Source organism: Arachnia propionica (assembly GCF_003932785.1).
Classification (GTDB): Bacteria; Actinomycetota; Actinomycetes; order Propionibacteriales; family Propionibacteriaceae; genus Arachnia; species Arachnia propionica_B.
Window position 1 is genome coordinate 59768 of the sequence record NZ_RQYT01000002.1, and the last position, 17387, is coordinate 77154.

General features: G+C 68.1%; 17 protein-coding genes and 1 pseudogene. 11 read left to right on the top strand and 7 right to left on the bottom strand.

The genetic code is table 11. The annotated features are described in order from the left end of the window. The first annotated feature begins 53 nt into the window (after nucleotides 1–53). Nucleotides 54–2129 carry a DNA gyrase/topoisomerase IV subunit B gene (locus EII35_RS01555; protein WP_125226709.1) on the top strand — a complete coding sequence of 692 codons (2076 nt, stop codon included), beginning with the start codon at nucleotides 54–56 and terminating at the stop codon, nucleotides 2127–2129. A gap of 2 nt (nucleotides 2130–2131) precedes the next feature. Here EII35_RS01555 and EII35_RS01560 read toward each other — a convergent pair whose 3' ends face one another. The 3 genes from EII35_RS01560 to EII35_RS01570 are packed head-to-tail and all read right to left on the bottom strand — an operon-like array spanning nucleotide 2132 to nucleotide 6097. Continuing rightward, nucleotides 2132–2620, bottom strand: coding sequence for a beta-class carbonic anhydrase (locus EII35_RS01560; protein ID WP_125226710.1), 489 nt, complete (start codon nucleotides 2618–2620; stop codon nucleotides 2132–2134). Between the two features lie 4 nt (nucleotides 2621–2624). Continuing rightward, nucleotides 2625–5048, bottom strand: a complete 2424-nt coding sequence (locus tag EII35_RS01565; RefSeq protein WP_125226711.1) for a DNA gyrase/topoisomerase IV subunit A — start codon at nucleotides 5046–5048, stop codon at nucleotides 2625–2627. A gap of 20 nt (nucleotides 5049–5068) precedes the next feature. Continuing rightward, nucleotides 5069–6097, bottom strand: a complete 1029-nt coding sequence (locus EII35_RS01570; RefSeq protein WP_125226712.1) for an App1 family protein — start codon at nucleotides 6095–6097, stop codon at nucleotides 5069–5071. Between the two features lie 29 nt (nucleotides 6098–6126). On the opposite strand from EII35_RS01570, the gene EII35_RS01575 reads away from it, so the two are divergent. The 4 genes from EII35_RS01575 to EII35_RS01590 are packed head-to-tail and all read left to right on the top strand — an operon-like array spanning nucleotide 6127 to nucleotide 9698. Further along, entirely contained in the window at nucleotides 6127–6705 is a 579-nt protein-coding gene (locus EII35_RS01575) for a DUF5998 family protein (protein WP_221739649.1), read from the top strand. Next, the gene (locus EII35_RS01580) at nucleotides 6702–7817 is read left to right on the top strand and encodes an alkaline phosphatase family protein (protein ID WP_125226713.1); all 1116 of its coding nucleotides are present in this window, start codon (nucleotides 6702–6704) and stop codon (nucleotides 7815–7817) included. The genes EII35_RS01575 and EII35_RS01580 overlap by 4 nt, the downstream gene beginning before the upstream one ends. Next, nucleotides 7814–9043 (top strand): glycosyltransferase, encoded by a 1230-nt coding sequence (locus tag EII35_RS01585; protein ID WP_125226714.1) that lies wholly within the window; start codon nucleotides 7814–7816, stop codon nucleotides 9041–9043. The genes EII35_RS01580 and EII35_RS01585 overlap by 4 nt, the downstream gene beginning before the upstream one ends. Next, nucleotides 9036–9698, top strand: coding sequence for a thymidine kinase (locus EII35_RS01590; protein WP_125226715.1), 663 nt, complete (start codon nucleotides 9036–9038; stop codon nucleotides 9696–9698). Before EII35_RS01585 ends, EII35_RS01590 begins: the two co-directional genes overlap by 8 nt. Here EII35_RS01590 and sepH read toward each other — a convergent pair. After that, nucleotides 9676–10548 carry a septation protein SepH gene (sepH, locus tag EII35_RS01595; RefSeq protein WP_125226716.1) on the bottom strand — a complete coding sequence of 291 codons (873 nt, stop codon included), beginning with the start codon at nucleotides 10546–10548 and terminating at the stop codon, nucleotides 9676–9678. The two genes, EII35_RS01590 and sepH, sit on opposite strands and share 23 nt — an antisense overlap. Nucleotides 10549–10690: 142 nt before the next feature. Between sepH and EII35_RS01600 the strand changes: the two genes are divergently transcribed. Next, on the top strand, nucleotides 10691–10987 hold the full coding sequence (locus EII35_RS01600; protein WP_124841875.1) for a DUF4193 domain-containing protein: 297 nt from the start codon (nucleotides 10691–10693) through the stop codon (nucleotides 10985–10987). Between the two features lie 53 nt (nucleotides 10988–11040). On the opposite strand, the gene EII35_RS01605 is transcribed toward EII35_RS01600, so the two are convergent. Beyond that, nucleotides 11041–11334, bottom strand: coding sequence for a DUF4235 domain-containing protein (locus EII35_RS01605; protein WP_125226717.1), 294 nt, complete (start codon nucleotides 11332–11334; stop codon nucleotides 11041–11043). Nucleotides 11335–11405: 71 nt separating this feature from the next. Between EII35_RS01605 and dut the strand changes: the two genes are divergently transcribed. Genes dut through EII35_RS01620 form a run of 3 tightly spaced genes read left to right on the top strand, consistent with a single transcriptional unit; the run spans nucleotide 11406 to nucleotide 12821 of the window. Next, on the top strand, nucleotides 11406–11846 hold the full coding sequence (gene dut / locus EII35_RS01610) for a dUTP diphosphatase (protein ID WP_125226718.1): 441 nt from the start codon (nucleotides 11406–11408) through the stop codon (nucleotides 11844–11846). Nucleotides 11847–11859: 13 nt separating this feature from the next. Beyond that, entirely contained in the window at nucleotides 11860–12462 is a 603-nt protein-coding gene (locus EII35_RS01615) for a DUF3710 domain-containing protein (protein ID WP_185744106.1), read from the top strand. A gap of 23 nt (nucleotides 12463–12485) precedes the next feature. After that, the gene (locus EII35_RS01620; protein WP_125226720.1) at nucleotides 12486–12821 is read left to right on the top strand and encodes an OB-fold nucleic acid binding domain-containing protein; all 336 of its coding nucleotides are present in this window, start codon (nucleotides 12486–12488) and stop codon (nucleotides 12819–12821) included. Between the two features lie 68 nt (nucleotides 12822–12889). Here EII35_RS01620 and EII35_RS01625 read toward each other — a convergent pair whose 3' ends face one another. Together EII35_RS01625 and EII35_RS01630 are read right to left on the bottom strand one after the other, a co-directional pair. After that, nucleotides 12890–13558 carry a potassium channel family protein gene (locus EII35_RS01625; RefSeq protein ID WP_125226721.1) on the bottom strand — a complete coding sequence of 223 codons (669 nt, stop codon included), beginning with the start codon at nucleotides 13556–13558 and terminating at the stop codon, nucleotides 12890–12892. 14 nt (nucleotides 13559–13572) lie between these two features. Then, the gene (locus EII35_RS01630; protein ID WP_125226722.1) at nucleotides 13573–14235 is read right to left on the bottom strand and encodes a potassium channel family protein; all 663 of its coding nucleotides are present in this window, start codon (nucleotides 14233–14235) and stop codon (nucleotides 13573–13575) included. Nucleotides 14236–14285: 50 nt separating this feature from the next. On the opposite strand from EII35_RS01630, the gene EII35_RS01635 reads away from it, so the two are divergent. Together EII35_RS01635 and EII35_RS16605 are read left to right on the top strand one after the other, a co-directional pair. Further along, complete coding sequence (locus EII35_RS01635) at nucleotides 14286–16262, top strand: APC family permease (protein WP_125226723.1); 1977 nt, start codon at nucleotides 14286–14288, stop codon at nucleotides 16260–16262. Continuing rightward, a pseudogene (locus tag EII35_RS16605) lies at nucleotides 16259–17381 on the top strand (class I SAM-dependent RNA methyltransferase). The gene EII35_RS01635 and the pseudogene EII35_RS16605 overlap by 4 nt, the downstream one beginning before the upstream one ends. Nucleotides 17382–17387 lie beyond the last annotated feature (6 nt).

A 17387-nucleotide genomic window follows, 5' to 3' on the forward strand; every position in this document is an offset into this window, starting at 1 on the left:
AAACGTAGCGCGTCCGTTCAATGTTCCCGACCCGACAGGAGTAGCCTGTGCCGGTGCCACAGAAGTCCAGTGCCCACAATCCTCGCGACTACGGGGCGAAGAACCTCCTCGTGCTCGAAGGCCTCGAGGCGGTGCGCAAGCGTCCCGCCATGTACATCGGTTCCACCGACACCCGCGGCCTCATGCACTGTCTGTGGGAGATCATCGACAACGCCGTCGACGAGGCGCTGTCCGGCTTCGGGGACCGGATCACGGTCACCCTCCACGCCGACGGCTCGGTGGAGGTGGTCGACCACGCCCGTGGCATCCCCGTGGACAAGGAACCCAGGACCGGGCTCAGCGGCGTTGAGGTGGTCTACACGCGCCTCCACGCGGGCGGGAAGTTCGGCAACTCGTCGTACAACGCCACGGGTGGGCTCCACGGTGTCGGGGCCTCGGTGGTCAACGCGCTCAGTTCCCGCGTGGACGTGGAGGTGGACCGCGAGGGGGCGACATGGGCCATGAGTTTCCGGCGTGGGGTCCCGGGGGTCTTCGACGGGGAGGGGCCGGACGCGCCGTTCACCCCCGGCTCGGGGCTGCGCAAGGGCAGGAGGATCCCGAAGGACCGCACTGGAACCAGGGTCCGCTACTGGGCTGACAAGCAGATCTTCCTCGCCGATGCCGAGTTGTCACTCGGTCAGCTCCACGACCGGGCACGCCAGACCTCCTTCCTCGTGCCCGGGCTGCGGATCGAGGTGAACGATGAACGCTCTGGGCAAGTGCAACGCGAGGTGTTCCACCATGAGGGAGGGATCACCGAGTTCGCCGACTTCCTGGCCAAGGACGCGCCGTTGATGGAGGTCCTCCGGCTGCAGGGACACGACAAGTTCGTCGAGACGGTCCCGATGCTCGACGAGGCCGGCGCCATGACCGCGACCGACGTGGAGCGCACCTTGGACGTGGACATCGCCGTGAGATGGGGAACCGGGTACGACGCCACCGTCCGTTCGTTCGTCAACATCATCGCCACGCCGAAGGGCGGGACACACGTCAGCGGTTTCGAGCGGGGGCTCACCCGGGCCTTCCTCAAGTCGATGGAGGGAACCCGACTCCTGAAGACGGGCGACGAGATCGTCAAGGACGACTGCCTCGAGGGCCTGACGGCCGTGGTCACCGTAAGACTCGCCGAGCCGCAGTTCGAGGGCCAGACCAAGGAGGTTCTCGGCACCCCACCGGTGCAGCGCCTCGTCGCCCGGATCGTCGAACAGGAGCTCGGGGCCTTCCTCACCTCGTCCAGAGCCGCGACCAAGCAGGTCGCACGCACCCTCATGGAGAAGGTGGTCAACGCCTCCCGCACCCGGGTCGCGGCCCGCGCCCACCGGGAGAACCAGCGCCGCAAGACCGCGTTGGAGTCCTCGTCGTTGCCGCCGAAACTCAAGGACTGTCGCAGCAGCGACGGCGACACCACCGAGCTGTTCATCGTCGAGGGTGACTCGGCTCTCGGCACCGCCAACACCGCCCGCAACTCCGAGTTCCAGGCGCTGCTGCCGATCCGGGGCAAGATCCTCAACGTCCAGAAGGCCTCGGTGGGCGACATGCTGAAGAACGCCGAGTGTGCCTCCATCATCCAGGTGGTGGGGGCAGGCTCGGGCCGGACCTTCGACGTCGATGCCGCTCGGTACGGCAAGATCATCTTCATGGCCGACGCGGACTCCGACGGCGCCCACATCCGGTGCCTGCTGGCCACGCTGTTCTTCAAGTACATGCGGCCACTCGTGGAGGCGGGGCGGGTCTACTCGGCGGTGCCGCCGCTCCACCGGTTCGAGCTCATCAACCCGAAGAAGGGGATGGACAAGTACATCTACACCTACACCGACGGTGAGTACCGGCGGAAGATGGCCGAACTGACGAAACGTGGGGTCCGGTTCAAGGAGCCGCAGCGGTACAAGGGCCTGGGGGAGATGGATGCCGGGCAGCTCGCCGAGACCACCATGGACCCCAGGCGGCGCACCCTCCGGCGGCTGAGTGTCGACGACGCGGAGCGGGCCGAGGCCGTGTTCGAGATGCTCATGGGCAACGATGTGGCTCCCCGCAAGGAGTTCATCGTCCAGGGAGCCTACGCCCTCGAGGCGGACCGGATCGACACCTGATCTCACACCACCTGACGCAGCAGTCCGGTGTCGACGTCGTAGAGGAAGCCGCCGACCTTGGCCCGGCCCACGATGAGGGGATGGGCGAGGACTGCCTTCACGTCGTGACGCAGCCGCGGCAGCTGGTCCCGGCTCGCGCCGAGCTCCAGCCATGACGCGTCCAGGCCACTGTGCTCCTGGATCCTACGGTGCAGTTCCTCGTCCGTTCCGGTCATGGCGCAACGGGTGTGGGGGATGATCATGATGCGGTTGACCTCGAGCAGTTGCACCGCGAGGGCGAGACCGGTCATCGTCCAGGGAGCCACGCGTCCCCCCGGGGAGCGCAGTATCTTGGCGTCCCCGCACCTCAACCCGACGATGGAGAGCGGTTCGATCCGCGAGTCCATGCACGTCACGATCGCGATACCGGCCTGGGCCACCCCTGTCATCCCCGGAGGGTGGAAGTGGGAGGCGTACTCCCGGTTGGCGTCGAGGAGATCGGAGAAGCTCATGGCTCTACCCTGCCACGTCGGGAACCGGGCGTGCCCCGAGCCCCTCGATCGTCCCGTCGACGGGTTCCCCGGACCCGTCCCGTCGCGGATTGACCGCGGGAAGCTCCACGGGAGCACCCCGGCCGTCGGCGGCGGTCACCGAGCCACCGATGCAGGCGGCCCTGAGAAGGCCTTCACCTTTGAGGAAGCGCTGGCAGCGCACGCCGCCCGTGGCACGGCCCTTGGTGGGGTACTCGGTGAGCGGGGTGACCTTCACCCCGCCCGAGGAGGGCCCGAACAGGTCCTCGGATGCTCCCGCCACCGTGACCACGACGTCGCGGTCGGGGTCGACGCCCCCGAAGAAGACGACCTCGGCGCCAGGGCTCAGTTTGATTCCCGCCACGCCGCCCCCGGACCGACCCTGGGGACGCACCACGTCCGCCGGGTAGTGGAGGAGCTGGGCATCCGAGGTGACGAACGCAAGGCCGGGGGAACGCAGTTCGACCGCGCCGACGACCTCGTCCCCCTCCTCCAGCCGGATGACGTCCCAGGAATCCTTGCCGATCACCTCCGGGTTGACCCGCTTCACCACCCCGCGGCGGGTCCCCAGCGCCAGCCCCGGTCCCTCCGGGTCGAGGGAGGTCAGGCCGACGACACGCTCGCCGGGCTCCAGCGGCCACAACTCGGCCACCTTCGTACCCCCCTTGAGATTGGGTGCGGTGGCGGTGAGTGGAACCGTGGGGAGCTCGATGGCTCGGGCCCGCACGAGGCGACCCGTGTTGGTGATCACCCCGAACTCAGCGTGGGCCGAGGCCGGGATGGCGGCGACGATGACGTCGTGCTTGGCGCGTGGGCCTGTGGTGGGGATGGGCGCGGAGGAATCGGTGCGGGCCGCCCGCGAGGTGCTGGACAACAGGACCCAGCACGGATCATCCGGGACCTCCAGCGGGCCGGCGGCCCCGGCGACGCCGTCGCTGGCGAGGAGCACGGTGCGTCGGGCGTCACCGAACCGGGACGCCACCTCATCGAGTTCGGTGGCCACGAGACGGTTGAGCACGGCCGGGTCCTCGAGGATCTCCCGGAGGCCGGCGATCCGCGTCGCCAGCTCGTCGGCCTCCGCCGAGAGTTCCAGCGTGGAGTACTTCGTCAGGCGGCGCAGCTGCATGTCGAGGATGTAGTTGGCCTGGACCTCGTCGAGATCGAAGGCCGACATGAGGCGGGCCCTCGCCTCCGCGGCGTCCTCGCTGGTGCGGACGATCGCGATGACGTCGTCGATGTCGGCGATCGCCACGAGGAGGCCGCGGACGAGGTGGAGTCGATCCTCTGCCTTCCCGAGCCGGTGCTCGGTGCGTCGAATCGTCACCTGGATGCGGTGGTCGAGGTAGACCTCGAGCATCTCCTTGAGGGGGAGGGTCCTGGGCTGTCCCTCCACCAGGGCGACGGCGTTGATGGCGAAGGTGTCCTCGAGCTTGGTCGTGCGGTAGAGCTGCTCCAGCAGGGCCTCGGGGTTGATCCCGTTCTTCACCTCGATGACGAGCCGCATGCCGTTGGCCAGGTCGGTGAGGTCCTTCACATCGGCGATGCCGGTGAGCTTCTTCGCGTCGACCCCCTTCTTGATCTGCTCGATGATCTTCTCGGGGCCGATCATGTACGGCAGTTCCGTCACCACGATGCCACGGCGGCGGGGGCTGACCTGTTCGATCCTGGCCGTGGCCCGGACCTTGAAGGACCCGCGGCCGGTTTCGTACGCCTCGCGGATGCCATCCAGTCCGATGATACGGCCGCCACCCGGGAAGTCAGGACCCGGCAGGTGCCTCATGAGGGCATCCAGGCCGATCTCCCGGTCGGCGAGCAGGGCCTTGAGTGCAGCCACCACCTCCACGAGGTTGTGGGGGGCGATGTTGGTGGCCATGCCCACCGCGATGCCGGTGGCGCCGTTGACCATGAGGTTGGGGAGGGCTGCCGGCAGCACCTCCGGTTCGGAGTCCTTGCCGTCGTAGTTGGGGCGGTAGTCGACGACGTCCTCGTCCAGGCTGGCCGTCATCGCCACGGCGGGATGGGCCATCCGGCACTCGGTGTAACGCATGGCGGCCGGACCGGCATCGGGGGAGCCGAAGTTGCCGTGACCGTCGATCAACGGCAGCCGCATCGCCCACGGCTGCGCCATGCGCACCAGCGCGTCGTAGATGGCGCCATCGCCGTGGGGGTGGAGGACACCCATCACCTGACCGACGACCCGAGCGCACTTGACGTGCGGTTTGGTCGGGTCCACGCCCATGTCGTCCATCGAGAACAGGATGCGCCGCTGCACGGGCTTCAGACCGTCCCGCGCGTCCGGCAGTGCCCGCGAGTAGATGACGGAGTACGCGTACTCGAGGAAACTCGCCTCCATCTCCTCGGTCACGTCCACGTCGAGGATGTGCTCCTCGAACTCCTCAATGCCTCTCATGCCGCCGTCACGCTCCCGGTTCAGTCAACGATGTCGCGCAGTTTATCCGCGAGACCATCCCCGTCGGGTGCACGAACCTCCGGGGCGAGGTCCGGCGTCCACTCCCAGGTGTTGCCCCCGCTCGGCAGGATGCCGTGCGCGAGGGCGTGCTCACCCGGGGTGAGTTCCCTGATCGCCCGCGCCCGGACGTGTTCGGGCTGGAGGGTCGCGAACTCCGCGTAGAGGTCAGGGTCGTGCTGGCCGTCGTCGCCCACGAGCAACCAACGGATGTTCGGCAGGTCACGTGCCAACTCCCGCAGACAGGTGCGCTTGTGCTGTGCGCCGCTGCGGAACCAGCCGGTGTTGGTCGGCCCCCAGTCGGTCAACAGCAACGCGCCGGGGGGGAAGCCGTGTCGTTTCAGGAAGCGGGTCACCATCGGATACGTGTTCCAGGCCCCGGTGGACACGAAGATGAGGGGAGCCCCGGGGTGGTCGGCCAGGAGCTGCTGGTACAGGCGAGCCATGCCGGGGACCGCCTGTCTCGCGCCCTCGGTGAGGATGAAGGAGTTCCAGGCGGCGACGAGGGGGCGGGGCAGCCAGGTGGAGAGGATCGTGTCGTCGATGTCCGAGACGATGCCGAAGCTCTCGGTCTCGTCGATGATCTGCACCGGCGCGATCGTGGAGGAGCCGTCACCGCCGCGGATCTCCACCTCGTGCCAGCCGACGGGGAGACCGTGGTCCCGGATGCGTACATCGATGTAGCCACCCCGGTCCGAGACGACGGGGAAGGAGAGATCCCCGATGACGATCTCCGCAGGGCTCTTGACCCTCGTGGCCGAGATGAAGTTGCGCCAGCCACGCCGGTGCATGAGTTCGGTCGCGGCCTGGACGATGCCGAGCCGCTGTGGGGGCTTGAGGGACATCCGAGCCAGGATGCGCAGCTGACGAGGGGTCCCGAAACCCGTGTACGCGGTGATCGACTCGTGCCACCCCATGCGGACGAGGATTCTCTCGAGGAACCGGTTGAAGCGATCCTCGAGACGGGCGGCGAAGAAGGGCCGGGACTTCATGGCAGACAAAATAGTGGAAGAATGGCCGGGTGATTTCGCAGTCCCCCGAGACCCCCCTCGCCGCCGCGCTCAAGGGCGAGGTCGAGGAGTGCCGGTTCTTCCCCGAACTCGTGTGGAGCACCGTCGCCGGTGCCCTCGGTGACCAGCAGATGCTGGGATATCTCGTCCACCACGAGGCCAGTTTCGCGACGGGGGATCTCCAGCGACACCTCACCGTTCTGGTGCTCACACCGAAGCAGTTGCTCATCTCCCACACCGACGAGCAGGACGCCGGTGACCCCAACCGGGCCATCACGAGTGCGGAGGTCGTGGCGTTGCGGGCGATCCACTCCGCCGTGGTGACCCGGTCGGTGGCCCAGCCGGAACGATGGCCGCGGCCGGGGTCCCAACTGGTGGAGGCCTGGCTGACGATCGCCTGGGGGGCGGCTTCGCGTCTCGACATCGGTCCCGCCAGCTGCGAGGACCCCCAGTGCAGCGCCGACCACGGCTGGACCGGGATGTCGGTGCCCAACGATCTCACCGTGCGCATGTCACCCACCGGGGACGGCTGGCAGAGTGTGGAGCGCCTCATGGCGTTCGGGGCGTTGCTCCAGGAGAACATCGGATGACCGGGTTCGTCCTGCCCAGCTACGACGGTCCCTGCCTGAGTGGCGTCCTGCCCGCCGTCGTCGCTTCGCTCCGGGGCGAGGCGTCCCTCATCCCGATCCCGCAGGCGCGTCGCCACGTCGTGTTCATGGTGGACGGACTCGGCTGGGAGGCGCTGTCGACCCACCGGGCGGACAGCACGTTCCTGGCCCCCCGGCTGGCGCAGGCCACCCGGCTCACCTGCGCCGTACCGTCGACGACGGCCACGTCGCTGACCAGCCTCGGCTGTGGCATGGCGCCGGGTGGTCACGGCGTCGTCGGTTACAGCTTCCGCGACCCCGACCGCGACGAGGTCCTCAACGCCTTGACGTGGGAGGGCGGGCCGGAGGATGTGGCGGGGTTCAGGTGCGCCCCCACGGTGTACGAGCAGCTCCGGGCCGAGGGCATCGGCTCCAGCTGCGTCAGCCTGGCACGCTTCGAGACCAGCGGCCTGCAGCAGACCGGCTTCGCGGGAACGACCTTCCGAGGGGTGGACAAGGAATCCGACGCGGAGACCCTCATCTCCCTGATCCTCGGGGAACTCGAGCACTCGCGTGTCGTGTACGTCTACGAGCGTCTCCTCGATCATGACGGGCACGCGCACGGGGTCGGCAGCTGGCAGTGGCTCGACCGGCTGGGGGTCGTCGAGGACCTCGTTCAGGCCGTCAGCGAGGCGCTGCCCAGTGACACCGCGCTGCTCATCACCGGCGACCACGGAATGATCAATGTCCCGAAACACCGGCAGATCGTCATCGAGGACCATCCCGCACTGGCCGGGGCCCGCCTGGTGGGAGGGGAGCCCCGACTGCGGCAGCTGTACACGGACGAGCCCCAGGACCTCGCCGCCCGATGGCGTGACGAACTCGGGGAGCGCGCGGAGGTCTGGCTTCGTGATGATGCGATCGACGCCGGGTGGTTCGGGAAGGTCCGGGATCGGGTGCGTCCGAGGATCGGGGACGTCCTCGTCGCCATGAGGGAGGACTGGGCCGTCAACACGACGGCTCGCCCGAAGGAGTTCGGCCTCGTCGGACAGCACGGTTCCCTGACGTCGGCGGAGATGTACGTCCCACTGTTCACGATCGGACCCCGTCGATGAGGGTTGCCATCCTCATCGACGACTTCTATCCCTCCTCGGGGGGGATCGGGCGTTCCGTCGAGACGCAGATCCAGGAACTGACCGACATGGGGCACGAGGTCAGCCTCATCGCCCCCGACCGGCACCTGGAGAAGCCACGACACTGCCGGATCATCGAGTGCCCGACCATCTACATCGAGGGGCTGCCCGCTCATCTCAGCATCCTGCACAGCACCGAGCGCAGGGCGGATCTGATCTCCCGGTGCGCCAGGTTCGACATCATCCACAGCCAGACCGAGCGGGGCGCACTCATCCTGGGGGCCCGATTGGCCCGGGTCCAGGGCATCCCCCACGTGCACACCTTCCACGCGAACGTCGCCGGCACCCACCAGACGGTCAGGGCAGCGATCTTCGGGACCTGGCTCTACCAGGTCCTCATCAATCCGATGCTGACCCGAGCGGCGGGCAGGAAGTCGCCCCGGTCGCGGCTGGTCCCCCCTCGGGACGAACCGGGTGGGCTCGCGGCACGCATGGACTGGGCATCCTTCGCGGACATCGCGGGCAAGGTCGACGCCTGGAGCGTTCCGAGCCCCTTCATGTTGAACCTCGTTCAACAGGCGGCCGCGCACGAGGTTCCCGGTTTCGTGGTTCCCACCGGGGTGGGGCGGGCGATGCTTGAGGCCATCGGGCACGCCCGACGGGAGCGGACTGACACCCGGATCCGGTTCTTGTCCATCGGGCGCCTCGCGAAGGAGAAACGTCTCGACGTGCTCGTCAGGGCGTTTCGGCGTGCCGCCATCCCGAACTCCGAACTCGTCCTCGTCGGCGACGGGGATCAGCGCAACCTCCTCAAGGGGCTGGCGGCCGGGGCGGACAACATCGACTTCCGCGGACACCTGCGCTCCCACGAGGCCATCGCCTTCGAACTCGTCAACGCCGACGCCCTCGCACTGACCAGCCACCGGTTCGATTCGCAGGCGCTGGTGCTCTCCGAGGCGGTCGCCGCCGGGTTGCCCGTCCTCTACTGTGACGACCGGCTCACGGTGGCCACGTCCCCCGACACGGCGATCCTGACCGAGCCCGACGTGGAATCGGTGGCCAGGGGGCTCGTCCAGCTGGCGGACCGGAACCGCCTGCAACGCATGCGTGCCGCCACGGCGGGGCTGCAGGAGAGAATCACCCCGCGGCACACCGCGGAGCAGTACACGGCGATCTATGACCGCCTGAGGGGAGAACGACGTGCCTGAACTCGTGTTCCACACGGGACCGATGGACTGCGGGAAGTCCACATTGGCGCTGCAGCTGCACCACACCCAGTCGACGCACGGCCGGCAGGGACGGATCTTCACCCGCAACGACCGTTCGGGCCAGCCGAGGATCTCCTCACGGCTCGGGCTGTCCGAGGCGGCGCTCGAGGTCAACGAGGACTTCGACTTCTGGCGCTACGTCATCGCGGAACTGATCGCGGGGCAACGTATCGACTACCTCGTGTGTGACGAGGCGCAGTTCTACGTCGGCTCCCAGATCGAGCAGCTCGCGAGGATCGTCGACGAACTCCAGATGGACGTCTACGCCTTCGGGATCCTCGCTGACTTCCGCACCAGGCTGTTCCCCGGATCACAGCGTCTCGTGGAACTCGCCGATCGGGTGGAGACCCTGCCGCTCGGACCGTTGTGCTGGTGTGGCGCCAGGGGCACCCACAACGCGCGAACCGTGGACGGCGTGATGGTGACGGAGGGATCGCAGGTGGTCGTGGGGGACACCGTGCAGGGGGAGATCCGTTACGAGGTGCTCTGCCGCGCCCACCATCGTCGCGGGGTGACCGCCATGCGAGCCAAGGCGACGTTGGGGGCGGACCCCTTGCCCTTCGCGCAACCGCTCAGCGGGGGCCCCCGAACATGATCTCGTCCCAGCTGGGGACGCTGACCCGCCGTGACCGCTTCCTGGCAGGGGGTTCGGCGGGTTTCTCGCCCTCGATGAGCGATTCCTGCACCGGTGGCGCCGCTCGGCGGGCGGGGGCGCTCTCCTCGACCGGTTCGGGCTCGGGGGCGGGCTCTGGTTCTGGCTCCCGCGCGGTCTGGGTCGTCTCCTCGGCGTCGGTCTCCTGAGCCTCGTCGTCGAGACCCACGTAGATCCGCACCGAATCCTCGCTGACGCCGCTGAGCATGTCGTACAGGTCGTCGAGCTCGGAGGTGGCAGGGCCCTCCTCGAAGTCATCGGGGGGAACGTCGTCGCCGGGGACGGCGGGGGGCGGTGAGGGCTGCGACGTGGCCCGAACCAGCGCGAACTCGTCGTCGAAATCGACGGTGTTCTCGTTGTCGGGATCGGCGGGGCCGGGCAGTTCCTCGCCGATCATCCACCGGGCGTCGGCGTTGTCGGCGACAGAGAACCGCCCGCGCGTGTCGAACAGGAACTCGGCGCTGCGGTCGAGGGCCGCCAGGCGTCCGACGACACGCCAGCGGAGATCGGGTTCACGCCATGCGTCCCATTCGATGTCATCCGCGTCGACGCTGCGAGCCTGGAGTCGGGCGGCCAGGAGTTCCTTCAGACGACGGTGCCCGGCACCGTCGCCACGGCGGCGAACGGCACAGGACAGCGCTGTGAGGGCGATGTGCTCGCGCTCCGCGATCACAGGCCTCGCGAAACCTTCGATACGGGACTCCTCCACCCCCGCCTCCGCAGCAACCTCTGCGAGGGTGGCTCCACTGCGGATGCGGGTCTGGATCTCCCTGGGGGTCAGAGCGCTTTCCATAAAGTTCTCCCTCAACGTCTGGTCAACCAACCTACCAGCAGACAGCCGTCAACCCTTGGACTTGCGCGCCGCGCAGGATGTGATACACATACCCCGATCGATTTCGAGGGATTGCACAACAGGCACACAGGAGGGACCGCCCATGGCCACCGACTACGACGCGCCACGCAAGAGTGAAGAGGAGATGAGCGAGGATTCGCTCGAGGAACTCAAGACGCGCCGAAACGACAAGAACTCGGGCAAGGTTGACGAGGACGAGGTCGAGGCGGCGGAATCCTTCGAGCTCCCGGGGGCTGACCTGTCCCACGAGGAGCTCACGGTGCGGGTCCTGCCCCGGCAGGCGAACGAGTTCACCTGCGCCTCGTGCTTCCTGGTGAAGTCCATGAGCCAGTTGGCCGAGTCCAAGGGGAATCTCCAGTACTGCGTGGACTGCGTGTGACAAACGGGGCGCCGGAGGAGTGATGCTCCTCCAGCGCCCCGCGTCAACCGCTGTCACATGTCCATCTTCGTGCGCAGGCGGCCGGGTCCCTTGTGCCCCGTCGCCGCCTGCCAACGGTTGTGCATGAACCGATTCATCGTCAGCTGGGCCATGCCGACGCCCAACCCGCTGGCAGCCGCCCAGATGACGGCGTGGATGAGGGGGGTCTCGGGATCGTTCGGGTCCGGTGGGACGTCCCCCGTCGCGGCCTCCCAGGCCTTCGTGACCAGCTTCTGGGCGACGAGGGTGGTCAGGGCCCCGACAGCACCCGCGTAGAGCTTCCAGATCAGCTTCTCCTCAACAGCCATGAGCAGTCCTTTCACAGTTGGGCCGATGGCCATTATCCCGTCCCGGCCGGACTCCGCGCTACATTGACTGGGTGCAAGGGACACCAGTACCGGTGGTACTCAGCGATCCCGGGAGCCTGCCCGGGTACGCCCGGCCGGGGGACGCGGGCGCGGATCTGCGTGCCACCCACGACGTCACACTGGCGCCAGGGGAACGGGCGCTGGTCGGAACGGGGGTGCGGGCCGCCCTGCCGGAGGGCACCTTCGGGATGATCACACCCCGCTCGGGGCTGGCCGCGCGTCACGGACTGAGCATCGTCAACAGCCCAGGGGTCGTGGATTCCGGATACCGAGGGGAGATCAAGGTGTGTCTGGTCAACCTGGATCCCGTCGATCCTGTCGTCATTCTGGCTGGCCAACGCATCGCCCAGCTCGTCGTCATGCCGTTCCTGAGGGCAGAGTTCGTGCCCGTCGTGGAGTTGGATGAGACGGTCCGCGGGGAAGATGGCTATGGTTCAACCGGTAAGGCCTGAGTCGAGGAGCAGCATGGCAGACAGCAACGAGAAGTGGACGACGATCGACGAGGAGTTCGACCGCGATCAGGGTCCCTTCGACATCAACGAGGTCGACCTCGAGGCCGACGACGTCAAGCGCCTCGATCTCGGCGCCCTGGTGGTGACCCCCTTCGAGGGGATGTCCCTGCAGCTCCAGGTGGACCAGTCACGGGAGAAGGTGCAGGCGGTCATCGTGGGCGACGGTGTCTCCGCGATGGAGGTGGCGTTGTTCGCGGGGCCGCGTTCCTCCTCCATGCTGGCCGAGGTGCGTGACGAGATCACCGAGGCGACGGGGAGGGGTGGCGGCTCGGTCGCCCTGCACGAGGGGCCCTTCGGCGTCGAGATCCGTCGGACCCAGCCGGTGAAGGACCCCGAGGGGCGCGATGCGTTGCACCTGTCCCGGACGTGGCTGGTTGCCGGCCCCGGATGGATGCTGCGGGGTGTCGTCGTCGGCAAGGCTGCCCTCGAACCCGACAACGAGGACGCCACCGTGGCCCTCGAGGAGTGCTTCGGGAACCTCGTGGTGCGTCGCGGCACCAATGCGGCTGCCCCCGGGAGCCTCATCACGCTGTCCGTCCCGACCGGGGAGGGATGATGAATGACCGGAGGACCGGGCTGTTGAACCGGATCAGGCGTGTCTTCGCGAGTCCCGAGGAACTGGACGACGAGGATCTCCAGGAGCGGGCCCACGACTCGGGGGCCTGTCCGTTGTCCCAGTGCCAGGAGCGGGCCCGGGTGAAGGTCCGGGGCACGGTGCGTTGGATCTCGAGGATGCCCTCCGGCGGTATGGAGGCCCAGCTGTCGGACGGCACGGGGAATCTCGGACTCGTCTGGATGGGGCCACGGCGTCTCGAGTGCATCCAGCCGGGGTGCAACCTGGTGGTCTCCGGGCGGGTGTGCTCCCGGGACGACGGGCCGGTGATGTACAACCCGGAGTTCGAGATCGTCAGCTGAGAGCGGTGTGGGCCCTGCCCCTGACCCGGTGGGGGAGGTGGGGACCTGACGCGGGCCGCAGCTGTTGGTCAGTACTCCTCCACGACGGCGAACATCGCACTCAGCTCTGCCTCCGCGTCCTGACTGACGACGAAGAGCATCTCGTCGAGGGCCTCCAGGGCGGCGTCCCGTTCGGGAACGATGGGCACCCCGTCGCGGATGATGGCCACCAGGACGACCTCCCGCGGCAACTCCACGTCCCGAATCCTTCGGCCGACGAACGGGCTGTTCTGCGGCAGCCGGATCTCGGACAGGTTCGTCGTCGACTTGTTGAAGGTGAAGAGCCGAACCAGCTCGCCGGTGGCAACGGCCTCCTCCACGAGTGCGGACATGATGCGGGGGGTGGACACGGCGACGTCAACGCCCCAGGTCTCGTCGAACATCCACTCGTTACCGGGATGGTTGATCCGGGCCACGGTCCTCGGCACTCCGAACTCCGTTTTCGCCAGCAGCGAGTGAACCAGGTTCACCTTGTCGTCGCCGGAGGCCGCGATGGCCACGTCGCAGTTGTCCAGTTCGGCATCCTCGAGGCTCTGGACCTCGCAGGCGTCGGCCTGGAACCACTCCGCCCCGGGCACGGAATCGGGTTTGATGGCGTTGGGGTCCTTGTCGATGAGGAGGACCTGATGACCGTTGCTGATGAGTTCCCGGGCGATGGATCGGCCGACGTTGCCGGCCCCGGCGATGGCGACTCGCATGACGAACTCCTGGATCAGTTGCGGGCGGGGGGAGCGGCGAAGAGGGATTCGACGGCGTCGGTGCGTTCCGTCTCACATGCCACGAAGATGAGATCCCCGTCCTGGAAACGGGTCTCCGAGTCAGGCACGATTCCTCGGCCGGTGCGGCTGAGGAAGGGGATGGGGGCCTGGGCCGCCTGTGACAGGGCATGGACACGCTGGCCGACCCAACCGTGATGCACGTGGACCTGCAGCAACCGCACCGTGCCGGACGGGTCGCGCCACACCGGCTCGCTGCCCTCGGGAAGGAGTCGCCGCATCACCTGGCCGACGGTCCACCGCACCGTGGCGACGGTGGGGATGCCCAGACGTTCGTAGACGGCGGCCCGGCCCTGGTCGTAGATGCGGGCCACGACGTTGTCGACCCCGTACTGCTCCCTCACGACCCGGGCGGCGAGGATGTTGGAGTTGTCCCCGCTCGAGACGGCCGCGAAGCCGTCGGCGTGTCGGATGTCGGCGGCCTCCAACACCTCACGGTCGAAGCCGACACCCTTCACGGTGATGCCCTGGAAGTCGCTGCCGAGGCGACGGAAGGCCTCGACCGTGACGTCGATGACGGCGACGGAGTGACCTCGTCTCTCCAGCCCCCGCGCCAGCATCGAGCCCACCCGCCCGCAGCCCATGATGACGATGTGCATGGCCAGCACGTTATCGCAATCCTCCGGCGATGGGTCTACCGTAGGGCCTCGTGAACATTGTCGCGGGACTGAAGCGCGTGCTGGTTGGGAGGAGGCTGTCGAACTCTCAACTGGGGGAGACGCTGCTGCCCCGCCGTCTCGCACTGCCCGTCTTCGCCTCCGACGCGTTGAGTTCAGTGGCGTACGCCCCGGACGAGATCCTCATCACGCTGGCCCTCGCCGGTATGACCGGCTATCTCTTCTCATGGCAGATCGGTCTGGCGGTGGGTCTCGTCATCGCCATCGTGGTGCTGTCCTACCGACAGACCGTCCGGGCCTATCCGTCCGGCGGCGGGGACTACGAGGTCGCGGCCGCGAACCTGGGCCGCCACGCCGCGGTGACGGTGGCCTCCGCGCTGCTGGTCGACTACGTGCTGACCGTGGCGGTCTCGGTCTCCGCCGGCGTGCTCCAGGCGAAGGCGATCCTGCCTTGGCTGGAGGGCATCGAGACCCCCGTCGCGGTGGGGGTGATCGGATGCCTTGCCCTCATCAACCTCCGTGGCATGCGTCCCTCCGCGGGGGTCTTCGCATGGCCCACCTACCTGTTCGTGTTCTCCATGCTCATGATGGTCGTCATCGGGCTCATCCGTATCCTGGTGCTCGGCCAGCCGCTGCGGAGCGAGACCGCCCACCTCGTCGTCGTGAACCCGGAGGGATCCACGACCGCCGCGGGCTGGCTGCTCGTGGCCGTCATCACGCGTGCTTTCTCGTCGGGCTGCGCGGCCCTCACGGGAGTGGAGGCGGTGGCAGCGGGGGTCCCAGCGTTCCGCCCCCCGAAGAGCCGCAACGCGGCGACGGTCCTGGCCACCCTGGCCGCGATCGCGGTGCCCATGTTCGTCGGCATCGTGGCCCTGGCCCGACTCACGGATGTCCACCTCATCGACGAGCTGACGGGGGCGCACTACGTCGCCCCGGACGGCTCCACCATCCACAATGCGGCCGTCACCGTGACGGGGCAGCTGGCGCGCACCGTGTTCGGGGACTGGTTCGCCCCGGGATTCTACGTGGTGGTCCTCGCCGCCATCGCGATCCTCCTGCTCGCGGCGAACACACCCTTCAATGGTTTCCCCGGACTGGCCTCGATCCTGGCGAAGGACGGATACCTGCCCCGGCAGCTCCACGCCCGTGGCGACCGGCTGGCCCATTCCAACGGCATCATCTCCCTCGCCATCGCGGCGATCCTGCTGGTCGTCGTGTTCGACGCATCGGTCACCGCCCTGATCCAGCTGTACGTCGTGGGCGTGTTCATCTCCTTCACCCTGGGACAGGCGGGGATGGTGCGGCACTGGACGAAGGCGCTGCGCACCGAGCTCGACCGGGGCAAACGCGCCAGGATGCAGCGCTCCCGGGTCATCAATCTCATCGGTACGGCCTGCACCGGGACGGTGCTGGCGGTGGTGCTCGTGTCCAAGTTCACCCACGGCGCCTGGCTGGCGCTCCTCGCGATGGCCGCGGTCTTCCTGGCGATGCTCAAGGTGCACCAGCACTACAACCAGGTCCGTGAGGAGCTGGCCCTCGACGCGGGGACGGATCGGATCCTGCCCAGCCGGGTCCATGCCGTCGTCCTCGTCCAACACATCAACCGTCCCACGGCCAAGGCCATCGCCTACGCGAAGGCCAGCCGTGCCACCACCCTCACCGGGGTGACCATCGCCGTGGACAACGAGGAGACCCGGGACGTGGTGGCGGCCTGGGACGAGGAGGACTTCGGTATTCCGTTGCGCGTCATCGCCTCCCCGTACCGGGAGATCACGCAGCCGTTCCTCCGTTTCGTCTCCGAGCTGCGCAGTGAGAACCCCCGTGACGTGGTGGCGGTCTACATCCCCGACTACGTCGTGGGGCGCTGGTGGGAACGTGTCCTTCACAATCAGTCCTCGCGACTCATCCGGGACCGGCTTCATGTCATGAAAGGGGTCATGGTGATCTCGGTGCCCTACCAGCTGAGCAGTTCGCTGCGGCGTCCCGAGAACCAGGCGCGCAGATCATGAGGCTCAGGCTGGAGCGGGTCGCCCACAAGGGAACGGTGGTGGGACGGGTCGAGGGAAAGGTCGTCTTCGTCTCGGGTGGTCTGCCGGGTGAACTGGTCGATGTCGAGGTCACCGAGTCGGGGCGTCGATTCGACCGTGGCGTGGTGCGACGCGTCATCGAACCTGCCCCGGGACGGGTGGAGCCGCCGTGCCCTGTGGCAGGGGAGTGCGGCGGCTGCGACTGGCAGCACGCCGATGCCGCGACCCAGCTTGAGTTGAAGCGCTCCGTCGTGGCCGAGCAACTCTTCCGTCTGGCGGCGGTCGACTGGGAAGGTTCGGTCGAGGCGGTGGCCCCCACCACCGGATGGCGGACCCGGATGCGTTACGCCTCCCGGGCGGGAGAGGTGGGGCTGAGGGGGCGGCGTTCCCATGACATCGTCCCGCTTCCCTCTGAGGGGTGCCTCGTCGCTGCCCCGGGTCCTCCCCCCCGCCGAGTTGAGGCACTGGGGGCAGGGCCATGACGAGGTGAGCGTCGTCGTCAGCGAGGACGCGACGACGGTGCTGGCGGATGGCCGGGTCCTCCGCGGTCCCGGGGTCGTTCGGCAACGAGCCGGGGGCCGAAGCCACCAGGTGTCGGCCGATGGTTTCTGGCAGGTGCATCCACTGGCTGCGGACACCCTGCTGACAGCGGTGCTGTCCGGATTGGAACCCCGCGCCGGTGAGCGCGCCCTTGATCTGTACTGCGGTGCAGGACTCTTCGCGGGAGGTCTGGCGGCTGCCGGGGCCGATGTCTTCGGCGTCGAATTCGACCCGGGTGCCATTGCGCACGCCCGGAGGAACGTACCGGGCGCACGTTTCCTGGCGTCATCGTTGGAGCGCGCGTTGCGGCGCCTGCCACGACGGGTGGACCTGGTGGTGCTCGACCCACCCCGCAGAGGGGCGGGATCCGCCGTGGTGCGTCATGTCGCCGGGCTGAGGCCCCGGGCGATTGCGCACGTCGCCTGTGACCCCGCGAGCCTCGGACGCGACATCGCCTCGTTCCGGGAGTGCGGGTACGAGCCGAGCAGCATCCGGGCGTTCGACCTGTTCCCCATGACCCATCACGTGGAATGTGTCGCCGTCCTGCAGCCGGCGTCCTGAACCCGA